Annotated in this window: 26 protein-coding genes and 1 other annotated feature; of the genes, 6 read left to right on the forward strand and 20 right to left on the reverse strand. The window is 38.7% G+C overall.

The annotated features are described in order from the left end of the window. Positions 1-407: 407 nt before the first annotated feature. The 6 genes from DIZ30_RS04200 to DIZ30_RS04230 form a co-directional block, all read right to left on the reverse strand. Positions 408-2135, reverse strand: a complete 1728-nt coding sequence (locus DIZ30_RS04200; RefSeq protein WP_002298506.1) for an ABC transporter permease/substrate binding protein — start codon at positions 2133-2135, stop codon at positions 408-410. Continuing rightward, positions 2128-3321, reverse strand: a complete 1194-nt coding sequence (locus DIZ30_RS04205) for a glycine betaine/L-proline ABC transporter ATP-binding protein (protein ID WP_002287805.1) — start codon at positions 3319-3321, stop codon at positions 2128-2130. Before DIZ30_RS04205 ends, DIZ30_RS04200 begins: the two co-directional genes overlap by 8 nt. A gap of 186 nt (positions 3322-3507) precedes the next feature. Continuing rightward, a complete protein-coding gene (locus tag DIZ30_RS04210) occupies positions 3508-4152 on the reverse strand; it encodes a GntR family transcriptional regulator (protein WP_109023111.1) in 645 nt (214 codons plus the stop codon). Positions 4153-4245: 93 nt separating this feature from the next. Further along, positions 4246-4380: a hypothetical protein gene (locus tag DIZ30_RS04220; RefSeq protein ID WP_002290587.1), complete on the reverse strand. Its 135-nt coding sequence runs from the start codon at positions 4378-4380 to the stop codon at positions 4246-4248. 1 nt (position 4381) lies between these two features. Beyond that, positions 4382-6514 carry a ferrous iron transport protein B gene (gene feoB, locus DIZ30_RS04225; protein WP_109023112.1) on the reverse strand — a complete coding sequence of 711 codons (2133 nt, stop codon included), beginning with the start codon at positions 6512-6514 and terminating at the stop codon, positions 4382-4384. After that, positions 6511-6984, reverse strand: a complete 474-nt coding sequence (locus tag DIZ30_RS04230; RefSeq protein WP_002298509.1) for a ferrous iron transport protein A — start codon at positions 6982-6984, stop codon at positions 6511-6513. The genes feoB and DIZ30_RS04230 overlap by 4 nt, the downstream gene beginning before the upstream one ends. Positions 6985-7384: 400 nt before the next feature. Between DIZ30_RS04230 and nrdH the strand changes: the two genes are divergently transcribed. From nrdH to nrdF, 3 genes are all read left to right on the forward strand, one after another. Further along, the gene (gene nrdH / locus DIZ30_RS04235) at positions 7385-7609 is read left to right on the forward strand and encodes a glutaredoxin-like protein NrdH (protein ID WP_002287795.1); all 225 of its coding nucleotides are present in this window, start codon (positions 7385-7387) and stop codon (positions 7607-7609) included. A gap of 158 nt (positions 7610-7767) precedes the next feature. Continuing rightward, a complete protein-coding gene (gene nrdE / locus DIZ30_RS04240) occupies positions 7768-9927 on the forward strand; it encodes a class 1b ribonucleoside-diphosphate reductase subunit alpha (protein WP_002319007.1) in 2160 nt (719 codons plus the stop codon). A 49-nt stretch (positions 9928-9976) separates the two neighbouring features. After that, positions 9977-10942 carry a class 1b ribonucleoside-diphosphate reductase subunit beta gene (nrdF, locus tag DIZ30_RS04245; protein ID WP_002287792.1) on the forward strand — a complete coding sequence of 322 codons (966 nt, stop codon included), beginning with the start codon at positions 9977-9979 and terminating at the stop codon, positions 10940-10942. A gap of 88 nt (positions 10943-11030) precedes the next feature. On the opposite strand, the gene DIZ30_RS04250 is transcribed toward nrdF, so the two are convergent. The 3 genes from DIZ30_RS04250 to nagB all read right to left on the reverse strand — a co-directional run bounded on the left by DIZ30_RS04250 (position 11031) and on the right by nagB (position 14149). After that, entirely contained in the window at positions 11031-12170 is a 1140-nt protein-coding gene (locus tag DIZ30_RS04250; protein ID WP_002298514.1) for an AI-2E family transporter, read from the reverse strand. 309 nt (positions 12171-12479) lie between these two features. Then, positions 12480-13193: an MgtC/SapB family protein gene (locus tag DIZ30_RS04255; RefSeq protein ID WP_002287788.1), complete on the reverse strand. Its 714-nt coding sequence runs from the start codon at positions 13191-13193 to the stop codon at positions 12480-12482. A gap of 254 nt (positions 13194-13447) precedes the next feature. After that, positions 13448-14149 carry a glucosamine-6-phosphate deaminase gene (gene nagB, locus DIZ30_RS04260; RefSeq protein WP_002287787.1) on the reverse strand — a complete coding sequence of 234 codons (702 nt, stop codon included), beginning with the start codon at positions 14147-14149 and terminating at the stop codon, positions 13448-13450. A gap of 233 nt (positions 14150-14382) precedes the next feature. On the opposite strand from nagB, the gene DIZ30_RS04265 reads away from it, so the two are divergent. Next, positions 14383-15915: an ABC-F family ATP-binding cassette domain-containing protein gene (locus tag DIZ30_RS04265; RefSeq protein WP_002290558.1), complete on the forward strand. Its 1533-nt coding sequence runs from the start codon at positions 14383-14385 to the stop codon at positions 15913-15915. 190 nt (positions 15916-16105) lie between these two features. Here DIZ30_RS04265 and DIZ30_RS04270 read toward each other — a convergent pair whose 3' ends face one another. The 6 genes from DIZ30_RS04270 to rplK all read right to left on the reverse strand — a co-directional run bounded on the left by DIZ30_RS04270 (position 16106) and on the right by rplK (position 20650). After that, positions 16106-17308, reverse strand: a complete 1203-nt coding sequence (locus tag DIZ30_RS04270; RefSeq protein WP_002301341.1) for an MFS transporter — start codon at positions 17306-17308, stop codon at positions 16106-16108. An 81-nt stretch (positions 17309-17389) separates the two neighbouring features. Continuing rightward, the gene (locus DIZ30_RS04275; protein WP_002324219.1) at positions 17390-18079 is read right to left on the reverse strand and encodes a TVP38/TMEM64 family protein; all 690 of its coding nucleotides are present in this window, start codon (positions 18077-18079) and stop codon (positions 17390-17392) included. 105 nt (positions 18080-18184) lie between these two features. Then, positions 18185-18553, reverse strand: coding sequence for a 50S ribosomal protein L7/L12 (rplL, locus tag DIZ30_RS04280; protein WP_002294588.1), 369 nt, complete (start codon positions 18551-18553; stop codon positions 18185-18187). 52 nt (positions 18554-18605) lie between these two features. After that, on the reverse strand, positions 18606-19109 hold the full coding sequence (gene rplJ, locus DIZ30_RS04285; protein ID WP_002291634.1) for a 50S ribosomal protein L10: 504 nt from the start codon (positions 19107-19109) through the stop codon (positions 18606-18608). A 119-nt stretch (positions 19110-19228) separates the two neighbouring features. Next, positions 19229-19356, reverse strand: a sequence feature (ribosomal protein L10 leader region). A 78-nt stretch (positions 19357-19434) separates the two neighbouring features. Next, entirely contained in the window at positions 19435-20124 is a 690-nt protein-coding gene (gene rplA / locus DIZ30_RS04290; protein WP_002294587.1) for a 50S ribosomal protein L1, read from the reverse strand. A 103-nt stretch (positions 20125-20227) separates the two neighbouring features. After that, on the reverse strand, positions 20228-20650 hold the full coding sequence (rplK, locus tag DIZ30_RS04295) for a 50S ribosomal protein L11 (protein WP_002291638.1): 423 nt from the start codon (positions 20648-20650) through the stop codon (positions 20228-20230). 342 nt (positions 20651-20992) lie between these two features. Here rplK and sdaAB point away from each other — a divergent pair, with 342 nt between their 5' ends. Together sdaAB and sdaAA are read left to right on the forward strand one after the other, a co-directional pair. Continuing rightward, positions 20993-21661 (forward strand): L-serine ammonia-lyase, iron-sulfur-dependent subunit beta, encoded by a 669-nt coding sequence (gene sdaAB / locus DIZ30_RS04300; RefSeq protein ID WP_002294585.1) that lies wholly within the window; start codon positions 20993-20995, stop codon positions 21659-21661. Between the two features lie 12 nt (positions 21662-21673). Further along, complete coding sequence (sdaAA, locus tag DIZ30_RS04305) at positions 21674-22546, forward strand: L-serine ammonia-lyase, iron-sulfur-dependent, subunit alpha (RefSeq protein WP_002294584.1); 873 nt, start codon at positions 21674-21676, stop codon at positions 22544-22546. Between the two features lie 90 nt (positions 22547-22636). Here sdaAA and DIZ30_RS04310 read toward each other — a convergent pair whose 3' ends face one another. From DIZ30_RS04310 to rpmG, 5 genes are all read right to left on the reverse strand, one after another. After that, positions 22637-23737 (reverse strand): lactate oxidase, encoded by a 1101-nt coding sequence (locus tag DIZ30_RS04310; RefSeq protein WP_002325971.1) that lies wholly within the window; start codon positions 23735-23737, stop codon positions 22637-22639. Between the two features lie 91 nt (positions 23738-23828). Further along, entirely contained in the window at positions 23829-24716 is an 888-nt protein-coding gene (locus tag DIZ30_RS04315; protein WP_002294581.1) for an alpha/beta fold hydrolase, read from the reverse strand. 76 nt (positions 24717-24792) lie between these two features. After that, entirely contained in the window at positions 24793-25338 is a 546-nt protein-coding gene (nusG, locus tag DIZ30_RS04320) for a transcription termination/antitermination protein NusG (RefSeq protein ID WP_002294580.1), read from the reverse strand. A 100-nt stretch (positions 25339-25438) separates the two neighbouring features. Further along, positions 25439-25609, reverse strand: a complete 171-nt coding sequence (secE, locus tag DIZ30_RS04325; RefSeq protein WP_002294579.1) for a preprotein translocase subunit SecE — start codon at positions 25607-25609, stop codon at positions 25439-25441. A gap of 23 nt (positions 25610-25632) precedes the next feature. Then, on the reverse strand, positions 25633-25785 hold the full coding sequence (gene rpmG / locus DIZ30_RS04330) for a 50S ribosomal protein L33 (protein WP_109023113.1): 153 nt from the start codon (positions 25783-25785) through the stop codon (positions 25633-25635). Positions 25786-25849 lie beyond the last annotated feature (64 nt).

Raw genomic sequence — 25849 nt, forward strand, 5'->3', positions numbered from 1 at the left:
TTTCTGTGAATTGGTTGTCGTTAACTTTATTCTACAGAAGGGACTTCCTTTTTTGTATGGATTTTTTCATTTACACAAAATATTTTATACTCTCCGTAGCAAAATAATTCCTGAATAAGAATTTAATCACTTTTAAGTATATAAACTATGTATATTCTTTAATATTTTTTGAGAATGCACTTCGTACATAATAAACTTTAATCACATTAGTCTTTCATACCTACGATCGATCTCTTTGACTCGCACCCATAAATTCATAATAGTTTGTCGGCGTCTTTGGACGTTTCGAAGATGAGCTACGCATTCTCTTTTTTTTATAGACAAAAAAGATAGAGACGAACATGGAGCTTCCAAATTTGGATATTTGATCCAATTTTGGAAGCTCCATTTATTTCGTGTCTGTCTTTTTATTTTTTCCAGCTTTCGACTAATTCTTGGTTCTCTTTGATCCAGTCTTTTGCTGCTTGCTGTGGATCTTTTCCATTGTTGATTTCCAACATAACTTTTTCCATATCTTTTTCTGACCAATGGAAATTGTCTAATACTTTGTAAGCTTCTGGCTGGTCTTCTTTCAATCCTTTTCGAACCATCGTATGGATCTGCTCTTCGCTTCCCATTCCGTTTTCAGGATCTTCTAAGTATTTCAGATCATATTTGGCAAACATCCAATGAGGTGTCCATCCTGTAACTACAATTGGTTCGTGTTTTTTGATCGCTTGACCTAGTGCAACGGTCATTGCTCCTGAAGAAGATGTCTCTACTTTCCAGTCTTTCAAGTTGTCATATTTTTGGATCGTGTTTTCAGCAGCCGTAACTACACCAGCTCCTGGCTCGATTCCTATGATTTTCTTACCTGCCTGATCGGTTAACTCATCGATCGAATTTACATCCATGTAGGCTGGCACTGCTAAACCAACTTTTGCTCCTGTCAAATTGGCACCTAGGTCTTCGACTTGATCTTTATATTGTGCATATTGTGAACCATGAGTTTTAGGTAGCCAAGCTGAAACCATGGCATCTGACTCGCCATTTGAAACAGATTTCCACATGATTGAATTATCTAATGGCGTCATCGTTACATCATAGCCCATTTGTTTCAATACTTCACCGACTACATTTGTTGAAGCAACTTCTGTATCCCATTCAACATAAGATAAGTTGATACGTTTTGTTTCTTTGGCAGATGAAAAACTCCCTATACCAATCGCACCTAAGATCACTACTACTACAGCACCAATGATCAGTCCTTGACGTTTTTTACTTTTCTGTGTTGCTGCTCCTGCAGCTTTTTTATTGTTTGGCTGGTTCAAATGCTGTGTAAAACGGTCAATGATGATTGCTAAGATAACTAATGCAACCCCGTTGACAAATCCATTCCCGACTTGTGCTCTTTGCAATGCTGATAATACGCCGCGTCCTAAGCCGGGTGCACCGATCATAGAGGCAATAACGACCATTGAAAGTGACAGCATTGTTGTTTGATTGATCCCTGCCATGATCGTACTTTTAGCTAAAGGCAATTCTAGTTTGAATAGTTTTTGACGACTTGTGCTCCCGAATGAATCAGAAGCTTCTACTAATTCTTTAGGAACTTGTCGAATCCCTAAATTCGTAAAACGAACGGTTGGTGGCAAAGCAAAGATGACTGAGGCAAATACCCCTGGAACCATCCCGATACCGAAAAATGCAACTGCTGGAATCAAATAAACGAATCCTGGCATTGTCTGCATAAAGTCAAGGATCGGTTTGATAATACTTTGGGCTTTACTGCTTTTTGCCATCAAGATCCCTAATGGTACCCCAATGATGATTGAGATCACACTAGATAAAAGAACAAGTGTGACAGTATTCATCAAATCATTCCATAGACCTTGGTTATAAATAAACCATAGACCGATTAATGTGAACAACGTAAGTCCTGGACGTTTCTTAGAAATAAAGAAAGCTGCTACCGTCAATAACAAGATAAACAAAGGAGCTGGAATCACTAACAGTAAATTTGTAATCCCCGACATCACTGCCTGTCCGATCGTTTGTAAAAATGAAAATAGGCCAGAAAAAGTTGTCGTAAACCATTCTGTGATATTTTCTACCCAGTTTGCCACTGGTAATTGATAGTTCAATAGATTATTCATGTTCACTCACCTCGCTTGTTTCTGCTAATGCTTCAATCACACTACCTCGGATGACGACACCTTTTAATTTTCCATCCTCTACAACTGCAAGTGGAGTCGGTGAGTCATAAATAATATTGAAAATATCACTTACCACCATGTCTTTCCCGATCACCGTCACATTTTCATCTAGGAAGTCGATCAATGGACGTTTTTGCTTCCTAGCTTCTAACGCTTGATCTGCAGTGATGATCCCTTTCAGGTGTCTCTTTCTGTCAACAGCCATCAGCATGCTGACTTCTTCATTACGCATCCTTGTCAATGCAACGTTTGGTCCATCAGATTCGATATTCGTCGTCAATGCAGGTACCATAATGTTTTGAGCCGTAAGCACTTTGGAACGATCGACTTCTTCCACAAATTCACGTACATAATCATTTGCTGGATTGGTCAATATTTCTTCACCTGTTCCGATCTGCATGATTTCGCCGTCTTTCATCAAGGCGATTCTGTCCCCAATCCGTAAAGCTTCATTCAAATCATGGGTAATGAAAATAATCGTTTTTTGAACATTGGCTTGCAGGTCCAGTAATTCGTCTTGCATTTCTCGACGGATCAGCGGATCAAGAGCCGAGAACGCTTCGTCCATCAGCAAGATCTCAGGATCATTTGCTAAAGCTCTGGCTAGGCCAACCCGTTGTTGCATCCCACCAGATAACTGACTAGGATATTGGTCTTTAAATGAAAGCAAACTAGAATTTTCTAATGCTTTTTCTGCTTTTTCTTGTCGTTCTTCTTTAGGTACACCACGGACTTCTAACCCGTATTCTGTATTTTCCAAGATCGTTCGATGTGGAAACAGACCGAAGTTTTGGAAAACCATATTGATTTTATGACGACGGACTTCTCGCAATTCTTCTTTGCTTAACTTCGATACATCTTCTCCATCAATATAGATACTGCCCGAAGTTGGCTCAATCAGACGATTCAATAGACGGATCAATGTGGATTTCCCACTCCCGGAAAGCCCCATGATCACGAAGATTTCTCCTTCTTTTACGTCAAAATTCACGTCATACACACCAACCGTTGCACCGGTTTTCTTTAAAATCTCCGTTTTCGGCTGGTGATCATTCATCATATCTAAAGCGGCTTGTGTCTTTTTACCAAATATCTTTGTTAAATGTTTTACTTCTACTTTTACCAAACAAATTCTCCTTTTTTATGTAAATTCATTTTTCTTTCTGAAAAAAGTGACCACACTATGTTAACATCATGTAGTCACTTTGTCAAAAATGAAAGAAATTTGCTTGTCCAAACTGAAAAAAACTTGGCTAAATCTTTGTAAATAAAAGGTTTAGCCAAGTTAATATTTTTTTAATATTTCACACAATCATTCTGCAAGCTGATGCTCCGGGTAAAAAAAGTTTGTCATACGCTGTAGCGTATATTCATTTCCAATAAAATGAACGATGTCCCCTGCCGTAAATTTAGCATAGGGGCCAGGTGAAACAAGCAGTTCTTCATTATGAGAAATTGCGATAACTGTGGCGCCAGTCGCCTGCCAGATATTCAACTCGCTAATCGAACGGTCCAGATGCATTGCTTTTTCTGATAAATATAATTCAAACGGAAGTAAAGGGTTCATCTTATGTATTCGCTTCGTTTGATTGACCAGCTGATCCAATAATTGAGAAAAATGATTCAGCTCATCTTGTTGCTTCTCCACACTTGCCATGATTTCTGCTTTTGTATCTTGGATGGATTGTACATCTTGATATTGCAATAGGAAATCTTTTGCTTTTTCCTTCGAAGCAACAAATGCCCCACTTCCATGCCGTACTTCCATGATTCCAAGATCTACCAGCACATTGATAGCCTTGCGGGTAGTCTCAGGAGAAGCATTGTACGTACTGGCAAGTGTTGAGCGGGCATGGATCTTCTCACCCACTTTATATCGGTTTTCAACGATACGTTCGGCTAAATCAACAGCAATCTGCTGGTAGCGCGGGCGGACGATTTTTTTCTTTCCAGACATTTTCTTTCCTCTTTCTTTTTTTACTTTCCCTCATCTTACTATGCTCTAGCAAAATAAGCAAAAAAGGGGAGAATAGCCTCTTGCAACGACTGATCATCGCTTGATCTGTTCCTTTTTTACTGGGCAAGCTGTTTGACAGTCATCACAATTCTTTCCGGATTTTAAACGAGTATAGACAATCGCGCCTGCACTTCCAAAGATTAACACACTTAATAAGAATGTCGCCATCCTATTCCTCTCCTTCTAATGACAATATAGTATAAAACTGGTTCTTGGATTTTGGCTGACGGAACAAAACATAAACGAGTCCTATCATCAGTAAAACAGCAAGATACGTCCCTAACGCTACCTGTCCACCCTCCAATAAGTGTCCCAACTGATAAATCACAAAACTAACTAAATAAGCTAAACCGCATTGATAGCCTATGGCGATCCAAGTCCATTTCTTGGCATTCATTTCCCGATGGATAGCCCCAATTGCCGCAAAACAAGGCGCACAAAGTAAATTGAAGGCTAACAATGAATAAGCTGCTGCGGGAGTATATGTGTGTTGTAGCACTTGCCAGATTTCTCTGCCATTTTCGGATACTTCCGCATGACCAAACAAAATACCAAATGTGCCAATAATATTTTCTTTAGCGACCAATCCTGTAATCGCTGCGACTGTTCCTTGCCAGTTTCCCCAACCAAGCGGCTGAAAAACAACTGCCAGGATTCGCCCGAAAAAGGCTAAGATACTTTGGTCTTCAGAAACAGGTTGAGCATAAAAATTATAAGAAGAGCTGAACCAGATCACGATACTAGAAACAAAGATAATCGTTCCTGCTTTTTTAACAAAAGACTTGCTGCGGTCATAGGTTTGTCTTAGGACCGCTGACCATTGAGGAAAATGATATGCGGGCAATTCCATGATAAAAGGAGCTGTATCTCCAGCAAACAAACGTGTTTTTTTCAAGCTGATTCCAGAGAAAATAATTGCAGTCATACCAAGAAAATAGGCAGAAGGAGCTACCCAAGATTGATGAGGAAAAAAGGCCCCTGCTACTAAGGCAATAATCGGCAACTTTGCAGAACAAGGCATGAAGGTTGTGACCATGATCGTCAAACGACGATCTTGCTCGTTTTCAATCGTGCGACTGGCCATGACGCCTGGCACTCCACATCCTGTAGCAATCAGCATAGGAATGAAGGATTTTCCTGAAAGACCGAATTTCCTGAAAAGTCGATCCATGACAAAAGCGATCCTCGCCATATATCCGCAGTCTTCCAGAAAGCTCAAGCATAAAAACAATATAATCAATTGCGGTAGAAATCCTAACACTGCTCCCACGCCTGCGATGATGCCGTTCAAGATCAGCTCCTGCATCCATCCCGCTACTTGCCATTCAGCTAACAATCTGCCAACATGTTCTGGTAACCATGTACCAAACAATGTGTCATTGATCCAATCTGTCCCCATTGTTCCTACTGTTTGAATAGCCAGATAATAGATCAGCCACATCACAAATGCGAAGATCGGCAAGGCTAACCAACGATTCGTTGCAATCTGATCGATTTTGTCACTCATCGATAATTGGAAAGAATCATTTGACACAACACAGAGTGTACATAGTTGGGTAATAAATTCATAACGTTCATTGACCAGAATCGTCTCACTATCGTCGTCCAATAGTTTCTCTGTTAACTGGATCAGTTGCTCGATCTCTTTTTGCTGAGAAACTGCTATCTCGTAATCCTCTCTTACCTTCTGATCTCGTTCAAAATATTTCATTGCATACCAGCGTTTCTTGCCGCTTTGTTCTCCTAGTACATCTTCAATTTCATGTAAAGCTGCTTCTAAACGTGGATCATATGTACAGGGAACAGGAATAGAAGGCCGCTTTTTTGCAGACTCCTGAATCTTTTCGATTAGTTTTTCGATTCCTTGCTTTTTCAATACGCTGATTGGTAAAACTGGTACACCAAGACCATAGGAAAGCTTTTCTAGGTTGATTTTTTTTCCTTCTTTTTTGATGACATCCATCATATTCAGACCAATGATCATAGGAATGTCTAAATCCAATAACTGCGTAGTTAAATAAAGATTTCGTTCTAAATTGGTAGCATCAATAATGTTGATGATCAGTTCAGGCTGTTCCTGAACCAAATAATCTCTTGCAATCACTTCTTCTGGTGTATAAGGAGACAAAGAATAGATGCCGGGTAGGTCCTGAATATGAATGTTCGGATTTTTTTTCAACGATCCTTCTTTTTTTTCTACTGTTACGCCCGGCCAATTCCCTACATATTGATTCGAACCAGTCAAGAGATTGAACAAGCTAGTTTTCCCGCTGTTTGGATTTCCGACTAACGCGATATTCATTCTTTTTCCTCCCTTTGTATCAAGATTAGTTCAGCCTCTGACTTTCGTAACGTCAGTTCATACCCTCGAACTGTCAGTTCGATTGGATCTCCCAGAGGGGCTAGTTTTCGGATAACTATTTTTACATTTCGCGTCAATCCCATATCCATTAACCGTCGCTTCACTGCGCCTTGTCCGTGGATTGCTACGACGATCCCAGTCTCTCCTGCTTTTAATTGATCAAGAGAAGTCCAGCTATCAGAGGAAGCAGTCTTTTTATTGACAAAGATTTGACCTAGTATTTCCCGACTTACTGCCACTCGATGACTTTTTACCAGTAAAATGGCATTGTTGCCTGATAAATTGACGACGACGATTTTACTTCCGGCAACGATCCCGATATTTTGCAAATGGCGTTTTGTTTTTTCTTCTGTTTCGATTCGTTCGACTTGATAAACGAAATTTTGCTTTGCCTGCGCTAAGGTCTGCATATTGATTCCTCTCTTGTGAAATAAATCATGTATTAAAATCATTCATTATATGTTCTAATTTTCTTACGTATTACGCAAATAAATGATAATCATTCTCACATAGAATACTCTCGGTAATTGAGAATGTCAATTATACTTGTGATATTATGAGCGAATCTTTAGTATTGATAGATAAAAATGAGAAAAAAATATTTCTTCATAGTTTTCCACAATTTTTTCTCTATTAAATTTGCTATTTTCCCACACGATACTTGTTTTCAGCTCTTTTTTCAAAAACACAAAACTTAGTATTCCACAGTTTCCACAACACAATATGTAGTGTTTGTTGTTTGACTTTTTTACTAAGAGTTTTATACTATCTATTATAGATAATAAGAATGTGTTAGAGGAGGCACTCACCATGAATGTAAAAATCTTTTCTAAAAATAATTGTATGCAATGTAAGATGGTCAAACGGTTTTTAACAGAAAATCAAATTGCTTTTGAAGAAGTCAATATCGATGAACAGCCTGAAGCAGTAGACTGGTTGAAAGCACAAGGATTCCAAAGTGTTCCTGTCATTACTTCTGATGCAGAAACAGTTATCGGATTCCGTCCTGATCAGTTGCGTAAACTTGCCAGCTAACATGACTAAAAGAATCAAAACGTGATACATGGATTTGAAGGGCTTGAGACAGCACCAGTTTTTGTCGCAAACTTCCAAATCCTTTTTTAAAGCTTAAAAACAATGCAATGATTTGTAATCAAGCATCATCAAATACGAAATGAAGGTTGGGCGTACGTATGAGTCTTAAAAATTTACAAGATGTCAGTTATTTCAAGCTGAATAATGAAATCAATCGGCCAGTCAATGGTCAAATCCCTTTGAATAAGGATAAAGAAGCTTTAGTTGCCTTTTTTGAGGAAAATGTCAAACCAAATACGATGACTTTTCCATCTATTATGGAAAAAATCAATTACTTGATCGATCAAGAATATATAGAAGCAGAATTCATTCAATTGTATTCACCATCATTTATTGAAAAGCTATATCAATTTTTGGACGAGCAACATTTTTCTTTCAAATCTTTTATGGCTGCTTACAAATTTTATTCTCAATATGCGTTGAAAACCAACGACGGTTCCGCTTATCTGGAAACTTATGAAGATCGAGTAGCCTTCAATGCGCTTTACTTTGCGAACGGGGATGAAGAATTAGCACTTGCTCTTGCAGACGAAATGATCCATCAACGATATCAGCCAGCTACACCTTCTTTCTTGAATGCTGGACGTAAACGTCGGGGCGAATTGGTGTCTTGTTTCTTGACTCAAGTCACTGACGATATGAACTCTATCGGGCGCTCAATCAACTCTGCTTTGCAATTGTCCCGTATTGGTGGCGGCGTAGGGATTACTTTATCAAATCTTCGTGAAGCCGGCGCTCCTATCAAAGGATATGAGGGTGCTGCGAGTGGTGTCGTTCCAGTCATGAAATTATTCGAAGATAGTTTCAGCTATTCTAATCAATTAGGTCAGCGTCAAGGAGCTGGCGTGGTTTATTTGAACGTTTTCCATCCAGACATTATTGCTTTCCTTTCAGCAAAAAAAGAAAATGCAGATGAAAAGATTCGCGTAAAAACTCTTTCTCTTGGCGTGATCGTACCTGATAAATTTTATGAATTGACACGTAAAAACGAAGATATGTATTTATTTAGTCCATATAGTGTCGAAAAAGAATATGGCGTCCCATTCTCTTATGTAGATATTACAGCTGAGTATGATCATCTAGTTGCAAATCCAAACATTCGCAAACAAAAAATCAAAGCGCGTGATCTTGAAAATGAAATCTCAAAATTACAACAAGAATCTGGCTATCCTTACGTAATCAATATTGATACAGCGAACCGCGAGAATCCAATCGATGGCAAGATCATCATGAGTAATTTATGTTCAGAGATTTTACAAGTTCAAACGCCTTCTGTGATTAACGGCAAACAGGAATATGAAGTATTAGGAACAGATATCTCATGTAACTTAGGCTCGACAAATATCGTGAATTTGATGCAAAGCCCTAACTTTGGTCAATCTGTGCGTACGATGACTCGTGCATTGACATTTATTACAGATGCATCTGATATCGATGTCGTACCACCGATCCAAAACGGAAATAAGCTGAATCATACGATTGGATTAGGTGCCATGGGCTTACACACTTATCTTGCAAAAGAACAAATGGAATATGGCTCAGAGGATTCATTAGACTTTACAAATATTTACTTCATGCTGTTGAATTATTGGACACTTGTTGAAAGCAACAATATCGCTCGTGAAAGAAAACAAGTTTTCCATAATTTTGAAAAATCAGCTTATGCTGACGGCACTTATTTCGAAAAATACGTAACTGGAGAATTCCAGCCAAAATCAGAAAAAGTCAAAGCATTGTTTGAAGGCATTTTTATCCCAACTGCTGAAGATTGGAATGCTTTGAAACAAGCAGTAATGAAAGATGGACTGTATCATCAAAATCGCTTGGCAGTAGCACCAAATGGCTCAATTTCATATATCAACGATACGAGTGCAAGTATTCATCCTATCACTCGCATGATCGAAGAACGCCAAGAGAAGAAAATCGGTAAAATTTATTACCCAGCGCCTTATCTATCCAATGAGACGATTCCGTATTACACTTCTGCTTATGATATGGACATGCGTAAAGTAATCGATGTTTATGCAACGGCACAACAACACGTCGATCAAGGCATGAGTTTGACTTTATTCATGCGTTCTGAAATCCCAGAAGGCATTTATGAATGGAAGACAACAACGAAGCAAACGACACGTGATTTGAATATTTTAAGACATTACGCTTTCCATAAAGGAATCAAATCCATTTATTACGTACGTACCTTTACTGATGATGCAGAAGAAATCGGAAGCAATCAATGTGAAAGCTGCGTGATCTAATATCATAGATAGATTCGCTTATTCATATTTTAATTAAAGGAGCATTCTCATGTCAGAAACATATTATGAAGCAATAAACTGGAATGAAATTGAAGATATCATTGATAAATCCACTTGGGAGAAGCTGACAGAGCAATTTTGGCTAGATACACGTATCCCACTTTCAAATGACCTAGATGATTGGCGTACATTGTCTCAATTGGAAAAAGATACAGTAGGACATGTATTTGGCGGTTTGACACTGCTAGATACTGTCCAATCTGAAAGTGGCATGGATCAGTTGCGTAAAGATGTCCGCACTCCCCATGAAGAAGCCGTTTTGAACAATATTCAATTCATGGAATCCGTTCATGCCAAAAGTTATTCTTCTATTTTTAGTACACTGAATACGAAAAAAGAAATCGAAGAAATTTTTGACTGGACAAATACGAATCCTTATCTGCAAAAAAAAGCTGAGCGTATCAATGAAATCTACAAACACGGTACACCGCTAGAAAAGAAAATTGCCAGCGTCTTTTTAGAAACATTCTTGTTCTATTCAGGTTTTTATACTCCTCTTTATTATTTAGGAAACAACAAATTGGCTAACGTAGCAGAGATCATCAAACTAATCATCCGAGATGAATCTGTACATGGAACCTACATCGGTTACAAATTCCAATTAGGATTCAACGAGTTACCTGAAGCAGAACAAGAAACGTTAAAAGACTGGATGTACAATCTTCTTTATGAGCTTTACGAAAACGAAGAACGTTATACAGAAGAATTATACGATCCAATCGGCTGGACAGAAGAAGTCAAGACATTCCTACGCTATAATGCCAACAAAGCATTGATGAACCTAGGGATGGATCCACTCTTTCCAGATACTGCCAATGATGTCAACCCAATCGTAATGAACGGGATTTCAACAGGCACAAGCAACCATGACTTCTTCTCACAAGTCGGAAACGGCTATTTGTTAGGTCATGTAGAAGCGATGAAAGACGACGATTACTTGATTGGATTGGAATAAGGATTTATTTTAATTCAAAAATTTTTCGAAAAATAAAAAGAGTTTAGCGTACAGATATTTTAAATGTACACTGAACTCTTTTTTATGCTTATTCACTTGTTTCTTCCAGCACTTTTGGACTGTCTAACTTTTCCGAAACATGTTCCATTCTTCTCAATAAATAGATTTTCCGGATATTTAATATTATCGTCTTAATCACTGCATAGACAGGTATGCAAATCAGCATGCCTAATATTCCTGCGACACTTCCTGCTCCAATCAATACCAAGATGATCGTCAAAGGATGGATATTCATTGATTTCCCAAATAACAACGGCTTGATCAAATTTCCATCTAATTGTTGGATCACTAAAATCGACAACGCCATATACAAAGCTTGAAATGGAGAGATAAACAAACCGACAATGATTGCTGGTACCGCTCCAATAAAAGGGCCGACATACGGGATAATATTCGTGATTCCGCAAATGACCGCAAGCAACAAGCTATAAGGCTGATCGAATATTCTCATTGCCAAAAAGCTCATTACACCAATAATCAAAGCATCTAAGATCGTACTGCTGATATAGGCAGATAATGTTTCGTTTAATTCTTTTACCGTTTGGCGTAACTCTTTACGAATCGCTTTCGGAAAGAAGTGAGACAACGCATCAATAAATTTGTGCCCATCCTTGAACATAAATAGCAAAATAAATGGAACGGTAAATAACAAAATAAAAAATTGCATCATAAATGAAATGATTTTTGAGACACTTGCAGATAAACTGACTAATATGATATTGAACAAATTACTAAGAGATAAATTTGCTGATGCTAATTGTTCTTCCAAATTGAAATTTTTAAACTCTTCCCGCTGCGCCAATTCATTTAACCATTTGCTTGTTTCATCTGCATACGTTGGCAAGCTCTGGGTCAATTGAATTGTCTGTTCCATTAACTGAGGCACTACATTCATGACAGTTAAAACAACTAAAATGATTACGACCAAAAACGTCAATAAAAAACCGAACACTCTCGGGATCCGATGCTTTTCGAGAAAAACAACGATTGGATCGAACATATAATAGATAAAACCAGCAACAAGCAATGGTAAAAAAATTGCCGAAAGCATTTTCAATATTGGACTAAAAATATTCGGCATTTGTAAAATAAAGTACACGCCGATGATCGTGAGTACTAGCTCCACTGTCCAGAAAAATAATTTTGATTGTTTAAAACGTGATTGCATACATCTCCTCCAAGGTCCTTTGATACTTCTATTCTATCATTTAACAAAGAGTTACGCGCTGAGATTTTCATTTGCTTAAAAAAAACAAAAAAAAATAAACATATTTTAATGAGTAGACGAGTACTTAAACAAAAACACGGTTTGGAGTAGTGACAAAAATTATACTGCAGTCCCTTTTTCCAAATAAACGGTATTCAAAAGCTTGCATCTTCGTAATAAGCCCAGCCAAACGAAAAATATAAGGAACTATTTTTATTTGGCTGGGCTTATTACTTGATGTAGGACATCTATTTTACAACCTCAGATCATTTATTGCGCAATACTGACTAAATGCAACTTTGTGATATTTTTGTGTACGGACAACTCCTCGATCACATCGGCATAAGTGAGCCCTTTTGGAAGATCAATCGTATAGATATTTTTGTACACTCGGTAGTCATCAACGAATTTTACGTCAAAATTCACATCTTCGATTACGATATTTTTCTCTTCAAAATAATCGGTAAGAAAATCTTTGGTTTCTTTTCTATGGATAAATTGGATTTCTAACTTTTTAGTCGTAGGTACATGGATCACGCGTTTCACTACTGTGAGTGCAATAGCAATCCCGATAAAACTGATGATCGCAATGGAATAGTAACCCATGCCGATGGCGATCCCTAATCCAGCAATTGCCCATAAAGAAGCGGCAGTCGTAAGTCCCGTCACCGATTGTTTCGTGACGATGATCGTTCCCGCGCCTAAGAAACCGACACCACTCACCACTTGAGCAATCAGCCTTGCTTCATCTGAACGAATCGTTCCAGCAAGCTGTGGATACTCTAAAGCATCTCTTAATGCACCACTAGCGATCTCAACTTGGATCAATGCAATGATACATGCTCCCATACAAACTAAAATATGCGTACGCATACCTGCTGGACGATTTTTATATTGTCGTTCAAAACCGATTGCTCCGCCAAATAGCATAGCGATCCCTAAACGTAAAATAATCTCTGGAATTGTCAATACCATATCATTCATCTAAACACCCTCCAGTCCAATATATCATGTCTGAAAGGAGCAGACAAAAAAAGTGCAATTTTTACCTCTTACGAAAAAAGGACTGTGACAAAATTTTTGTCATAGTCCTTTTTATGAATAAACGGTGTTCAATCAGCTGACCCTCGGTATTAGCTCAACAAACGGCAAAATATGGGGAGCTATTTTTCCTTTGTCTTCTCTAATACTCAGGTCAAAACGCTGATTTCACAACCTCTTTAGCCTACTATTGAAAATTACAACTTACTTGCTGCTTCTTCATCGATGATCACAACAACATTGTCGTGGTTTTGCAATACACTTGCTGGTAAATGATTCGTTACAGGTCCTTCAATCATCCCTTTGATTGCATCAGCTTTGCTTTCGCCAAATGCCATCAAGACGATTTCTTTACTTTTCATAATTGAACCGATTCCCATTGAAACAGCTTTTGTTGGTACATCTTCTGCTTTATCGAAGAATCGTTTATTTGCATTGATTGTTGATTCTGTTAAGTCAACTACTGAAGTCGTTCCGTCAAATGAAGCACCAGGTTCATTGAAACCGATATGTCCATTTTGCCCGATTCCTAAGATTTGGATATCGATTGGATGTGCATCGATGATTTGATCATACTTTTTGCATGCTGCTTCCAGATCTTCTGCTTTTCCATCTGGTACAAACGTTTCTTTGAATGGTTTTTTATCAAATAATTGGACATCCATGAAATGACGGTAGCTTTGTTCATCTGAACCGCCTAGTCCAACGTACTCATCTAAGTTTACAGAAGTCATTTCACTGAAATCCAAATCGCTTGAAGTCATTTCTTTATATAAAGTAACTGGTGTGCTTCCTGTTGCCAATCCTAATACTTTTGCACCTTTGTTCATACCTTCTTTGATGATTTCAAATGCTTTTTTTCCGCCTTCTTCAGCGTTTTTTACACGAATGATTTCCATAGTGATTGCTCCTTTGTATTTTGGTATAGCCCAATTATAGCATTCTTTTTTTCTTTTTACAATAATTAGTATAGACCAAATTGCATTTTTTTCATTTTCTTGACAATAAATAGGAATCCGTGTTAGGTTTCATAAGATGGTTCAATCAAACAATCCATGTTGCATGAAAACCAAGCAAGTGATTCACTGTGGACGCTTTATGTCTGCAGTTTTTTTATGAAAAAGGAGTTATTATGAGTATACTGACATTAAACAACATTACCCAGCAATTTGGCGACAAAATCCTCTATGAAGGTGTCGATCTGCAATTAAATGCTGGCGAACATCTTGGGCTGATTGGACAAAACGGAGCCGGTAAAAGTACATTGATTAAAATCATCACTGGTGAGATCTTACCAGATGACGGACAGATCCATTGGCAAAAAAATATTCACAAAGGTTACCTCGATCAATATGTGGAAGTCGATGAAACATTAACAATCGAAGAATTTCTAAAAACTGCGTACGCAAAAGAATACGAAAAGGAAGAAAAAATTGCTTTTCTTTACCAAACATATAGCGAGACCTTCGATGATTCCTTGCTGGAAAAAGCTGGGAAACTCCAAACGGAATTAGACCAAGGAGTGTTTTATCAAATCGACACCTTAGTTGCTGAGATGAGCAGCGGGTTGGGGATCGATGTCTTAGGTTTAGATTCACTGTTGAAAAATCTAAGTGGTGGACAACGTTCAAAGGTGATTTTAGCAAAACTACTTTTAGAAAACCCAGATGTTCTGATCTTAGATGAACCAACCAATCACTTAGATGATCAGCATATCCAATGGCTGACGCAGTTTCTTCAGGATTTTGACGGTGCGTATATCGTGATTTCCCATGACCAAGAATTTCTTGATCAGATCACCACCCATATCGCAGACATCGAGTTTGGAAAGATTACTAAGTATACTGGCCATCTAAAACAAGCATTGAAACAAAAGGAACAAAATCGCGAAAGCTATTTGCGCCAATATCATGCTCAACAAAAACAAATCGAAAAGACCGAAGCTTATATTCGAAAATACAAAGCCGGTTCCCGATCAACGATGGCAAAAAGCCGACAAAAACAATTAGATAAAATCGAACGGCTGACGCCTCCAGCTTCAGCAAGTAAAGCTGTCTTTGATTTTCCATTCTCGCCTATTGTCACGACATTAGCAGTGGAAACAACTGATTTAGTCATCGGATATGATCGACCGCTACTTGCACCCATCAATTTGACCATCCGCTTTGGTGAAAATATTGCCATTCGAGGCTTCAACGGGATTGGAAAATCTACTTTATTAAAAACACTGATCGGTGAGATTGAAAAAATAAGTGGCGATTTCCACTTCCCAGATAACACAAAAATCAATTACTTTTCACAAGATCTGTACTGGGAAAATCCATTAGAAACACCACTACAATATTTAAGCAGTCAATTTCCAAAAGCGACTATCAAAGAATTACGTCGCCAACTAGCTAAAGCAGGGTTAGTTAATCAATTAGCAAGTGAACCTCTCACTACATTAAGTGGTGGGGAACAAACTAAGGTGAAACTTGCACAGTTGACAATGAACCAAGGCAATTTACTGATTCTCGATGAACCGACGAACCATATCGATCAAGAAACGAAAGAAAGCTTACAAGACGGGATACAGAAATTTCCAGGAACAGTAATCATCGTCTCTCATGAACAAGAATTTTATCAAGATCTTGTGCAACGAGTCATTGAGATTGAACCAAAATAAACGTTTGATTGAATAGTTGAAAAAAAGGAGCTGTGACAAAAGTTTTGTCACAACTCCTTCTTCTGAATAAATGGTGTCCAATTAGCTGACCTTCGGTATTAGCTCAAAAAACGGCAAAATATGAGGAGCTATTTTTATTTGGCTATTCTTATTACTTGACGCAGAACAGCTTTTCACAACCTCTTTTCGTCTATTTTTTATTTTCGAGATTTCTCTTTCCTTTAAAAACAACTGTTTGAAAGAAGAACGCACATCCTTGAAAAACAAGCCCGCTAACCGTTACACCTAACCAGCCATACTGCTGCCACATTGTCGTCCCTAGCAATGAACCAGCCGCACCTCCAATAAAGTACATAAACATAAATACAGTATTATTTCGGTTGCTTGCTGCTTCACCTAGCCCTTGTACTCGTGTTTGATTGGCGACTTGACCAAATTGATTCCCGACGTCTAATAAAATAATAGCTAAAAGCAAAATGGCCAAATGGCTTCCGCCAACCAATAAAGCAATAAAGCTTATTGTTTGCATAACAAGTCCCATATACACGATTTTTCTTTCAGAATAAGAATCTGCCAGTCGTCCCACGATAGGTGCAGCAACTGCTCCAGACAAACCAAAAATCGCTAATATCCCTGCTTCGAATGTTCCCCAATTGTAGGCGGGACTGCTGATATAAAAAATCAACGTAGACCAAAAGATCGAAAATGTTCCAAACATGAAAAATCCACTGACTGCCGCTTCTCTTAATAGACGTTGAGAAGCAACTAAATGCGGCAAACTTTTAAGTGAATCAAGGTATGAAACAGCTGTACTACTTTGCTGGACAGAACGCGGCATTTTCCAGTAAAGCAGAAGTGTAAGAATTCCGACTGCACATAAAGCAAATAAATAGATCATCCGCCAAGAAAAAAGACTTGCAACAATGCCAGACACCGTGCGAGAAAGCAAAATCCCCACGAGTAAACCGCTAAGCAATGTACCCATGACCTTCCCTCTTGCTTTTGGTCCCGCTAATACCGCACCGTAAGGAATGATGATCTGTGGTACGATCGAAAGTAACCCAATCAAGAAAGAAGCGCATGCAAATAACGTAAACGAAGGCGCAAAAAAAGCGGCCAACAGAGAGACGGCAGATAACGCTGCCATTCGAATGATCAATTTTGGACGATCCACCACGTCCCCTAAAGGAACTAAAAACAGTAACCCTAACGCATAGCCTAATTGGGTCAACATCGTCAATATCCCGACTGCACTTGTGCTAACAGATAAGCTTGCTGCTACTTTTGTTCCAATCGGCTGGATGTAATACATATTGGCAACAACAACGCCACAAGTGATTGATAATAGTAAAATAAGCGAAGTTGTTAAAGGTGTTTTTTCATTACTCTTCATTGATTTCCCCCATTTCCTATCTTAGTTTACAACTTATGGAAAAGATTGGAAATAGAAAAATACAACTATTCGCCACACTTATTATTTGTGCTTTTGTTTTCCTTGTTTTTTCTTGCGATCTTTATAAATGAAGACAACTAACCCTACTAGCACAGTAACACTTGCAACCAACGTGACTGCAGTTTTGTTATATCCGTGAAACAGAGCTTCTCCCCCACACGCATACAACACAGATGAAGGGATGACTCCAATCACGATCGACATTACGATTTGCTGAAGAGGCAATTTCATCGCATCTGCAGCAAAATTGACCATAGAAGATGGGATCACCGGTATCATGTAACCTAACATTACGCCTATTTTTGGATGTTTCATTTGCCGAATGGATTGCACCCAATGATTCGTTTCGGTTTTCTTATCTAAAAATTTCAATCGGTGCATCAAAAACACAGCGGAGATATTGCCCAAAGCATTCCCTAAAACATTGATACCTGCCCCAATAAACGGACCAAAGCTCAAACCAGCGATGACTCCAACTACTGAAGTAGGAATACCTGGAACAGCACACATCACCGCTGTCAATACGATCAAGAGTATCGATGCAAAAGTCCCATGCGAACGAATATGTGCGAGTAGCTCTGCCTTACTTGCTCTCGGATTTAAAAATAATTGGATGTCTGTCTGATATTCTAAATACAACCGATAGCCCACTACCAGTATCAGAATGATTCCCAACGTGATCAACATCAATCGGATTATTTTCTTTTTCATATTTCCTCCTGAAAAAAATCTATATTCATTAAATAATAGTTTAACATAAAAACAAAAAAGCACCGAAATCCAACATAGGATCTCAGTGCTTTTAAATAGTAAAAATTATTTAACAGTTACAGATGCGCCAACTTCTTCAAGTTTAGCTTTCAATTCTTCAGCTTCTTCTTTAGATACGCCTTCTTTAACTGGTGCAGGAGCGCCATCAACTACAGCTTTAGCTTCTTTCAAGCCTAAACCAGTTGCTTCACGAACTGCTTTGATAACTTTAACTTTTTGGTCTCCAGCTGCAGTTAATTCTACAGTGAATTCTGTTTGTTCTTCAGCAGCAGCAGCGCCACCAGCAGCAGCTACAGCTACAGGAGCAGCAGCAGATACGCCAAATTCTTCTTCAATAGCTTTAACTAGGTCGTTAAGTTCTAGGATAGTTGCTTCTTTTAACTCAGCAACGATGTTTTCAATGTTCAATGCCATTATAATTTCCTCCGTTTAATTGTTCTTTTTTATTTAATGCTTTATGCGGCAATTAAGCTGCATCTCCATCTTCTTTGTCTGCCACTGCTTTGACAGCGTAAGCCACGTTGCGGACTGGCGCTTGTAGTACAGATAGCAACATAGATAGAAGTCCTTCGCGATTTGGCAATTTTGCCAATGCTGTGATTTCTTCCAATGAAGAGACTTTACCTTCGATGATACCGCCTTTGATTTCTAATGCTTTTGCTTCTTTAGCAAATTCGTCCATGATTTTCGCTGGTGCGACTACATCTTCGTTACTGAATGCAACAGCTGTAGGTCCAGTGAATACTTCGTCCATGCCTTCAAGGCCAGCTTTTTTAGCTGCACGTGAAAGAATAGAATTTTTGATAACTTTCATTTCTACGTTAGCATCACGAAGTTGTTTACGTAAACGTGTTACTTCATCAACTGTTAATCCGCGGTAGTCAACGACTACTACTGATGCAGCTGCTGTAAATTTTTCGCTTACTTCATCAACGATTGCTGCTTTTTTTGCGATAATTGCTTCACTCATTTTTGAGTTTCACCTCCTGAATTTTGATGGAAGAGTTTTTTGCACTGAAAAGGCAAGTCACTTTTATAGTTACTTTGCCCAACCAGTATTGTTCATCATCTCTTCACTTCGTTCATAGTGATTCACAATAAAAAACTCTATGCCACCGCAGACATAGAGGGACTATTGAATATATTCAATAAACGTCCTCGGTAGGAAATTAAGGCTTGATGCCACCTACTGTCTTCGGTACAAGTTAATTATTAACCTCAACTAGCTTAGCATGCTAAACTAGTTGAGTCAAGAATTATTTTTCAGTTGGATCAATGAACATTCTAATATTTAATTAGAAAGAAGCTTGGTCAACATGGATACCAGGTCCAAATGTTGTTGTGATCGTTACATTTTTCATGTATTGACCTTTAGCTGCTGATGGTTTAGCTTTTAGCAATACATCATGGATTGCTGCAAAGTTTTCAACTAATTTTTCATCGTCAAATGAAACTTTTCCGATTGGTACATGGATATTTCCAGCTTTGTCCACACGGTAAGTTACTTTACCAGCTTTCACTTCGTTTACTGCTTTTGTTACGTCCATTGTAACTGTACCAGTTTTAGGGTTTGGCATTAAGCCTTTTGGTCCTAATACTCGTCCTAGACGACCTACAGTAGCCATCATATCAGGTGTTGCAACAACTACGTCAAAGTCAAACCATCCGTTTTGGATTTTTTGAACCATGTCGTCGTCACCTACGAAATCTGCACCAGCTGCTTCAGCTTCTTTTGCTTTGTCTCCTTTAGCAAAAACTAAAACAGTTTGTGTTTTACCAGTTCCGTTTGGTAATACAACAGCACCACGGATTTGTTGGTCTGCTTTTTTAGGGTCTACATTCAAACGGTATGCAACTTCAACTGTTGCATCAAATTTTGCAATGTTTGTTTCTTTTGCTAAAGCTACTGCTTCGGCAACAGGATAAACTTTACTTGAATCAACTTTTTTTAATGCATCTTGCATTTTTTTGCTCTTTTTAGCCATTTTGGTTCCTCCTTGATTGTGGTTATAACGGTTGTACCTCCCACGTGTTCTATATCTTTCAATATAGAGCCAACTGAGAAGCTGCTGTCTTAGGGTGTATAGATTATTCTACAGTGATCCCCATGCTTCGTGCAGTTCCTTCAACCATGCGCATTGCTGCTTCAACGTTAGCTGCGTTTAGGTCTTCCATTTTTAATTCAGCGATTTCTCTTACTTGATCGCTAGAAACTTTCGCAACTTTATTTTTGTTTGGTTCGCCTGAACCTTTTTCGATTTTAGCTGCTTTTTTCAATAGAACAGCAGCTGGCGGTGTTTTTGTAACGAATGTGAATGAACGGTCTTCGTATACAGAAATAACAACCGGAATGATCAAACCTGCTTGATCAGCTGTACGAGCGTTGAATTCTTTTGTGAATCCCATGATATTGATACCCGCTTGACCTAGTGCAGGACCTACTGGTGGAGCTGGAGTTGCTTTACCTGCAGGAATTTGCAATTTAACGATTTTTTCTACTTTCTTTGCCACGAGACATACCTCCTTAAGTCCGTGATGTGGTTAATTGGAGATGCATATTTCTCCTCCCACGTTTTATCTGATCTGAAAAAATCCAGACAAATAATGTGCAAAACAATGCACACTGGTACAGTATAGCAAATTTATTTGTTTTTTCAAGATTTTTTTCTGCTATTTTTACATTTTGCTTGAATAAACGCTAAATTTATTCTAAAAAAACAACAATTTTTCGTTCCCATTTCTTCTTTTATGTTACACTTGCGCTAGCATGGTTCAACAGATGAAAGCAAACAATAACACGGTTTTTTAGACCCTTGTACAAAGATTCCTACATAACAAAATGAGGTGGAGAAAATGAAAGATTTAAGGTATAGAAGTGTCTTTGATATTATTGGACCTGTGATGATTGGTCCAAGTAGCTCTCATACTGCCGGAGCTGCTAGAATCGGGAAAATCATACGTAGTATATTTGGCGAACAACCTGATTCTGTAGATATTTATCTATATGAATCATTTGCAAAAACCTATCGGGGGCACGGAACAGATATTGCATTAGTTGGCGGCCTGTTAGGGATGGAACCCGATGATGAACGTTTAGCTGATTCTTTGAAATTGGCATATGAAGCCGGTATGGAAGTCTTGTTTGTTCCTAAGAGTGAAAAAGCCGAACATCCAAACTCTGTAAAGATGCTTCTAAAAAAAGGAACACGAAAGCTTTCAGTCACTGGCATTTCGATCGGCGGTGGCAATATCCAGATTTCTGAATTGAATGGATTCAAAATTTCTTTAAGCATGGGTACTCCTACCTTGATCGTTGTCCACCAAGATGTTCCAGGTATGATTGCTAAAGTGACTAGTATACTTTCTGAGACCAATACGAATATCGGCACTATGACAGTGACACGGGAATCAAAAGGTGAAAATGCCATTATGATAATTGAAGTAGATGATCCTCAAGTAGAAGAAACGGTAAAAAGACTCAAACAGCTGCCAAATATCGACAGCGTAAATTATTTCGATTAAGGAGCTAAAAAAATGTTTTTATCGATTGAAGAATTAGTAGATCAAGCAAAAGCTTATCCAAGTGTAGCAGAATTGATGATTGCAGTTGAAATGGAAATGAGTGGCCGTTCCCGTAGTCACATCATCGAGATCATGGAAAAAAACCTCTCAGTAATGGAACAATCAATCAACGAGGGAAAAGAAGGTGTTACCTCCGTCACAGGAATTACCGGTGGTGATGCAAAAAAATTAGATGATTATTTAAATGAGGCAGACTTTTTAAGTGGAGAAACAATCTTAAAAGCTGTACGCAATGCTGTAGCTGTTAATGAAGTCAATGCAAAAATGGGGTTGATTTGTGCTACACCGACTGCCGGAAGCGCGGGTGTTGTTCCTGGTGTGCTGATGGCTGTCCGAGATCGGCTTGATTTGACACATGAACAGCAATTGGAATTCTTATTTACCGCTGGCGCTTTCGGGTTAGTCATCGCAAACAACGCTTCTATCAGTGGTGCAGAAGGGGGATGTCAAGCAGAAGTTGGTTCTGCAAGTGCAATGGCAGCAGCAGCTTTGGTTTGTGCAAAAAATGGGACTCCTCATCAAGCAGCACAAGCAGTAGCCATTACATTGAAAAATATGATGGGACTGATTTGCGATCCCGTTGCAGGCTTAGTTGAAGTCCCGTGTGTCAAACGTAATGCTTTAGGCTCTTCTCAAGCTTTTATCTCTGCTGATATGGCATTAGCGGGTATCGAAAGTGTCATTCCGCCGGATGAAGTCGTTGCTGCAATGTACCAAGTCGGACGTCAAATGCCGTCGATTTTCAAAGAAACAGCAGAAGGTGGCTTAGCTGTTACGCCAACTGCTAAACGACTTGCGGAAGAGATTTTAAATAAGAGGGCGTGATAAAGCTCCTTAATTTCGAGTATTAAGAGGTTAGTTATCTTCATAACAAAAAACGAAGAGAGGACTAGTTGTCCTTCTCTTCGTTTTTTATTAATCCATCAATTTCGTATTTTTTACTTCATCGATCGTTTTTGTTCCTGCAAGTTGCATCGTGATCGACAATTCTTTGTTCAGGTGTTCAAAAACAGATGTTACTCCTTCTGCCCCACCTAGATTCAACCCATAAATCACTGGTCGGCCAATCGCAACTAAGTCAGCACCACTTGCCAGAGCTTTGAAGACATGCTCTCCTCGACGGACACCAGAGTCGAAAATCACTGGTACACGTTTGTTGACTACTTCGGCAATTTTTGGCAATACTTCAAAGGAAGCAGGACCTCCATCTAATTGACGTCCACCATGATTGGATACCCAGATACCATCTGCCCCTGCAGAGATAGCGATTACTGCATCTTCTGGCGATTGTATTCCTTTTACGATAACTGGAAGATGGGTGATTTCTTTGATTGTTTTGATGTCATCTGGTGTCAAGCCTTGTTTTGCAGCTGCATAAATTTCTGCGATTCCTTTTCCTTCGCCATTACCACTTGCACTTTGTTCGCTATAAGCAGCTAAGTTAGGCATTGGTAATGGAAATTGGAATTGATTGATGACGTCTTCTTCACGGTAACCACCGAGCGTTGAATCTGCCGTTAAAATGATAGCTTTAGCCCCTGCTTCTACTGCTTTGTTCAAAATGAACTCATTGAATCTGTCGTCTTTACTCATATATAATTGGAAAAACTGCGGTGCGCCTGGCGCTGCATCGGCTGCGTCTTTGATTGTCGTATTTGCATAAGTGCTGATGGAAAAGATTGATCCAGCAGCAGCTACTCCTTTAGCTGTATCAGCTTCCCCTTTTTCATGTGCCAATCCTTGGGCCGCTGATGGCGCTTGGATAATCGGTGTATCTAATTCAATTCCGAAAACAGATGTATGCAAATCGGCTGAGTCGATTCCGCGTAATATCCGTGGCATGATTTTCTTTGAATTAAAAGAAGTCGTATTTTCTTTCATCGTCCACTCATCTTCAGAACCACCGCGAATATAGCCAAAAGCTCCTGCTTCCATGCGCTCTTTTACACGACCTTCTAGTGAGGCAATGTTTACAATATCGATTGGATGTTCTTCATTACTTGTATGATAAGTCATAGTAGATCCTTCTTTCATCTTCTTGATTACATATAAATCATACTAAACTTACAAAAAGTAAGCAAACATTTACTCTCAGATACTTTTATCGCTATTCTTTCCAAATAAATCGACTTACAAGCTGATCTACTTCTTGGTTTTCATGAAGCATACTATGAGAGGCATTTTCACCTGTCACTACTTTTTCCTCTATTTCATTTCCGCGTTGCTTCAACAACGCATAGACCGCTAATGCACTGTTTAACGGTACTGTTCCATCACTCAAGTCTGTTTCATCTAGTTGACCAGCAATCAAGAAAAATCGAGTGGTTATAGGAATATTACCGATCATTTGCTGGTAATCTTGATAGCGGTTAGAAACAACAGCAGGCCCCTTTGCTAACTCATCTGTCAGAGACTGCGCACTATCATCGACAAAATCATTAAAAGGCGCGCCAATTGCTGTTAATGTCTGAACTTGCGGCAATGACGTATCCTGTCCATACGTTCCTAAATAGCGTAGTGCACTAACTCCTCCCATGGAATGCCCCACTATGTTGACTTTATCTATGCCGTAGTTTTCTTTCAGATACAAAAGACAAGTTTTGATCCATTCTGCTTGATTCCACTCGTTATTTTTATTATCTTCAAACAATACTTGGACCATCGGATTGTCTGCTTTTCCAGATAAATCTCCTGTTGCTTGTATTTGTCCATCTGTTCCTACTGTTAAAACCAATTCTTTTACTGCTTGCTGATTTTTTTCCAAACGCCGCAACATCCCTTTAAAGGAATTTTCTGTCCCGCTGTAGCCGTGGAAAAAAAGTGTTGGAATAGTGGTTTTTTCTATCACTTTACTGGATTCTGCCGTTTTTTCTTTATCAGAAACTTCAGTAGTATTTATCTTCGTCGTCTGGCAACCACTTAACGCAAACAAACTGATAAGGACTAAAGCTGCTGCAGTTGCACGTTTGCATAAATTTTTGATTGGTTCTGTCATACACCTCTTCCTTTCCATATAGAAAAAAGAAAGACTTGAAAGGCCAATCATATGATCGACATTTCAAGTCTCTTTATTAATCGATTTTATCTACTTGATCGAAATCAAGTTCTGTACTGGTTTCACGTCCAAACATATCGATGTTGACTTTCAATTTTTCTTTTTCTCCGTCAACTTCTGTTACTTGTCCTTCTAATCCAGCAAATGCGCCTTCGATGATTTTCACGACTTCGCCAACTTCTACTTCTAGATCATTTTGTCGCAGGCTCATACCGATAGAACGCAAGATATGATTGACTTCTTCTGGTAGTAATGGTGCTGGTTTGCTTCCGGCTCCGTGTGAACCAACGAATCCTGTCACACCAGGTGTGTTGCGGACAACATACCATGAAGCGTCTGTCATGATCATTTCAACAAGTACGTATCCTGGGAATGTTTTATGAACGATTTCTTTTTCTTTCCCATTTTTGACTTCAGTTTCTTTTTCTTCAGGAACAACGACACGGAAAATAAAGTCGGCCATTTTCATACTTTGCGCACGAGATTCGATATTTGCTTTTACTTTGTTTTCATATCCTGAATATGTATGCAAGACATACCAGTTTTTTTCAAAAGATTCCATTGAAGGCTCCTCATTTCATTGTAAAATAAAAAAACCTCAGTACACCCGAAGTTTTTCTTTCGATTCATTATAGCACTAAAAGTACGTTGTGGCTAGCGAGTTATTTTAAGATCCAGCCAAATAAGCTTTGGATGGCTGTATCCATTACGTAAAACATCAATCCGAAAATAATAGAAGTTTCGATGACTACTAACGTATCTTTACGGAGTTGTTTTCTGCTTGGCCAAGTTACTTGTTTGATTTCATCTTTTACGCTTTTTAGAAATTTCATGAGACAACCTCCCTTGCTACTGTTTATTTCGTTTCTTTATGTAATGTATATTGATTACAATATTTACAAAACTTATTGATTTCCAAACGTTCGCCGCTTTTTCCTTCACTGACTGATGTTGTGTAGTTGCGAGACCCACAAACGGAACAAGCGAGTGCTGCTTTTTTCTTTGCCATTTACTTCTGCCCCCTTGCTGAGAATCAGACTTATACTTCATAACAGTATCACGTAACTTTTTAC

The sequence above is a fragment of the Enterococcus sp. H57 genome (genome assembly GCF_003112495.1).
GTDB classification, from domain to species: Bacteria; Bacillota; Bacilli; order Lactobacillales; family Enterococcaceae; genus Enterococcus_B; species Enterococcus_B faecium.

Bases quoted from the DNA above. Each gene is read 5' to 3' on its own strand.
- DIZ30_RS04230 (WP_002298509.1), bottom strand. From the start codon at position 6,984: ATGCAGACCTTAGCGCAGGCAAAGCAAAATTTCGTTTATCAAGTCGAA.
- feoB (WP_109023112.1), bottom strand. From the start codon at position 6,514: ATGAATATCGCGTTAGTCGGAAATCCAAACAGCGGGAAAACTAGCTTG.
- DIZ30_RS04265 (WP_002290558.1), top strand. From the start codon at position 14,383: ATGAGTATACTGACATTAAACAACATTACCCAGCAATTTGGCGACAAA.
- sdaAA (WP_002294584.1), top strand. From the start codon at position 21,674: ATGTTTTTATCGATTGAAGAATTAGTAGATCAAGCAAAAGCTTATCCA.
- DIZ30_RS04210 (WP_109023111.1), bottom strand. From the start codon at position 4,152: ATGTCTGGAAAGAAAAAAATCGTCCGCCCGCGCTACCAGCAGATTGCT.
- DIZ30_RS04220 (WP_002290587.1), bottom strand. From the start codon at position 4,380: ATGGCGACATTCTTATTAAGTGTGTTAATCTTTGGAAGTGCAGGCGCG.
- nrdH (WP_002287795.1), top strand. From the start codon at position 7,385: ATGAATGTAAAAATCTTTTCTAAAAATAATTGTATGCAATGTAAGATG.
- rplJ (WP_002291634.1), bottom strand. From the start codon at position 19,109: ATGAGTGAAGCAATTATCGCAAAAAAAGCAGCAATCGTTGATGAAGTA.
- nrdF (WP_002287792.1), top strand. From the start codon at position 9,977: ATGTCAGAAACATATTATGAAGCAATAAACTGGAATGAAATTGAAGAT.
- DIZ30_RS04255 (WP_002287788.1), bottom strand. From the start codon at position 13,193: ATGAATGATATGGTATTGACAATTCCAGAGATTATTTTACGTTTAGGG.
- DIZ30_RS04250 (WP_002298514.1), bottom strand. From the start codon at position 12,170: ATGCAATCACGTTTTAAACAATCAAAATTATTTTTCTGGACAGTGGAG.
- rpmG (WP_109023113.1), bottom strand. From the start codon at position 25,785: ATGGCAAAGAAAAAAGCAGCACTCGCTTGTTCCGTTTGTGGGTCTCGC.
- nagB (WP_002287787.1), bottom strand. From the start codon at position 14,149: ATGGAAATCATTCGTGTAAAAAACGCTGAAGAAGGCGGAAAAAAAGCA.
- nrdE (WP_002319007.1), top strand. From the start codon at position 7,768: ATGAGTCTTAAAAATTTACAAGATGTCAGTTATTTCAAGCTGAATAAT.
- sdaAB (WP_002294585.1), top strand. From the start codon at position 20,993: ATGAAAGATTTAAGGTATAGAAGTGTCTTTGATATTATTGGACCTGTG.
- rplA (WP_002294587.1), bottom strand. From the start codon at position 20,124: ATGGCTAAAAAGAGCAAAAAAATGCAAGATGCATTAAAAAAAGTTGAT.
- DIZ30_RS04270 (WP_002301341.1), bottom strand. From the start codon at position 17,308: ATGAAGAGTAATGAAAAAACACCTTTAACAACTTCGCTTATTTTACTA.
- DIZ30_RS04200 (WP_002298506.1), bottom strand. From the start codon at position 2,135: ATGAATAATCTATTGAACTATCAATTACCAGTGGCAAACTGGGTAGAA.
- nusG (WP_002294580.1), bottom strand. From the start codon at position 25,338: ATGGAATCTTTTGAAAAAAACTGGTATGTCTTGCATACATATTCAGGA.
- DIZ30_RS04275 (WP_002324219.1), bottom strand. From the start codon at position 18,079: ATGAAAAAGAAAATAATCCGATTGATGTTGATCACGTTGGGAATCATT.
- DIZ30_RS04310 (WP_002325971.1), bottom strand. From the start codon at position 23,737: ATGACTTATCATACAAGTAATGAAGAACATCCAATCGATATTGTAAAC.
- rplL (WP_002294588.1), bottom strand. From the start codon at position 18,553: ATGGCATTGAACATTGAAAACATCGTTGCTGAGTTAAAAGAAGCAACT.
- DIZ30_RS04315 (WP_002294581.1), bottom strand. From the start codon at position 24,716: ATGACAGAACCAATCAAAAATTTATGCAAACGTGCAACTGCAGCAGCT.
- secE (WP_002294579.1), bottom strand. From the start codon at position 25,609: ATGAAATTTCTAAAAAGCGTAAAAGATGAAATCAAACAAGTAACTTGG.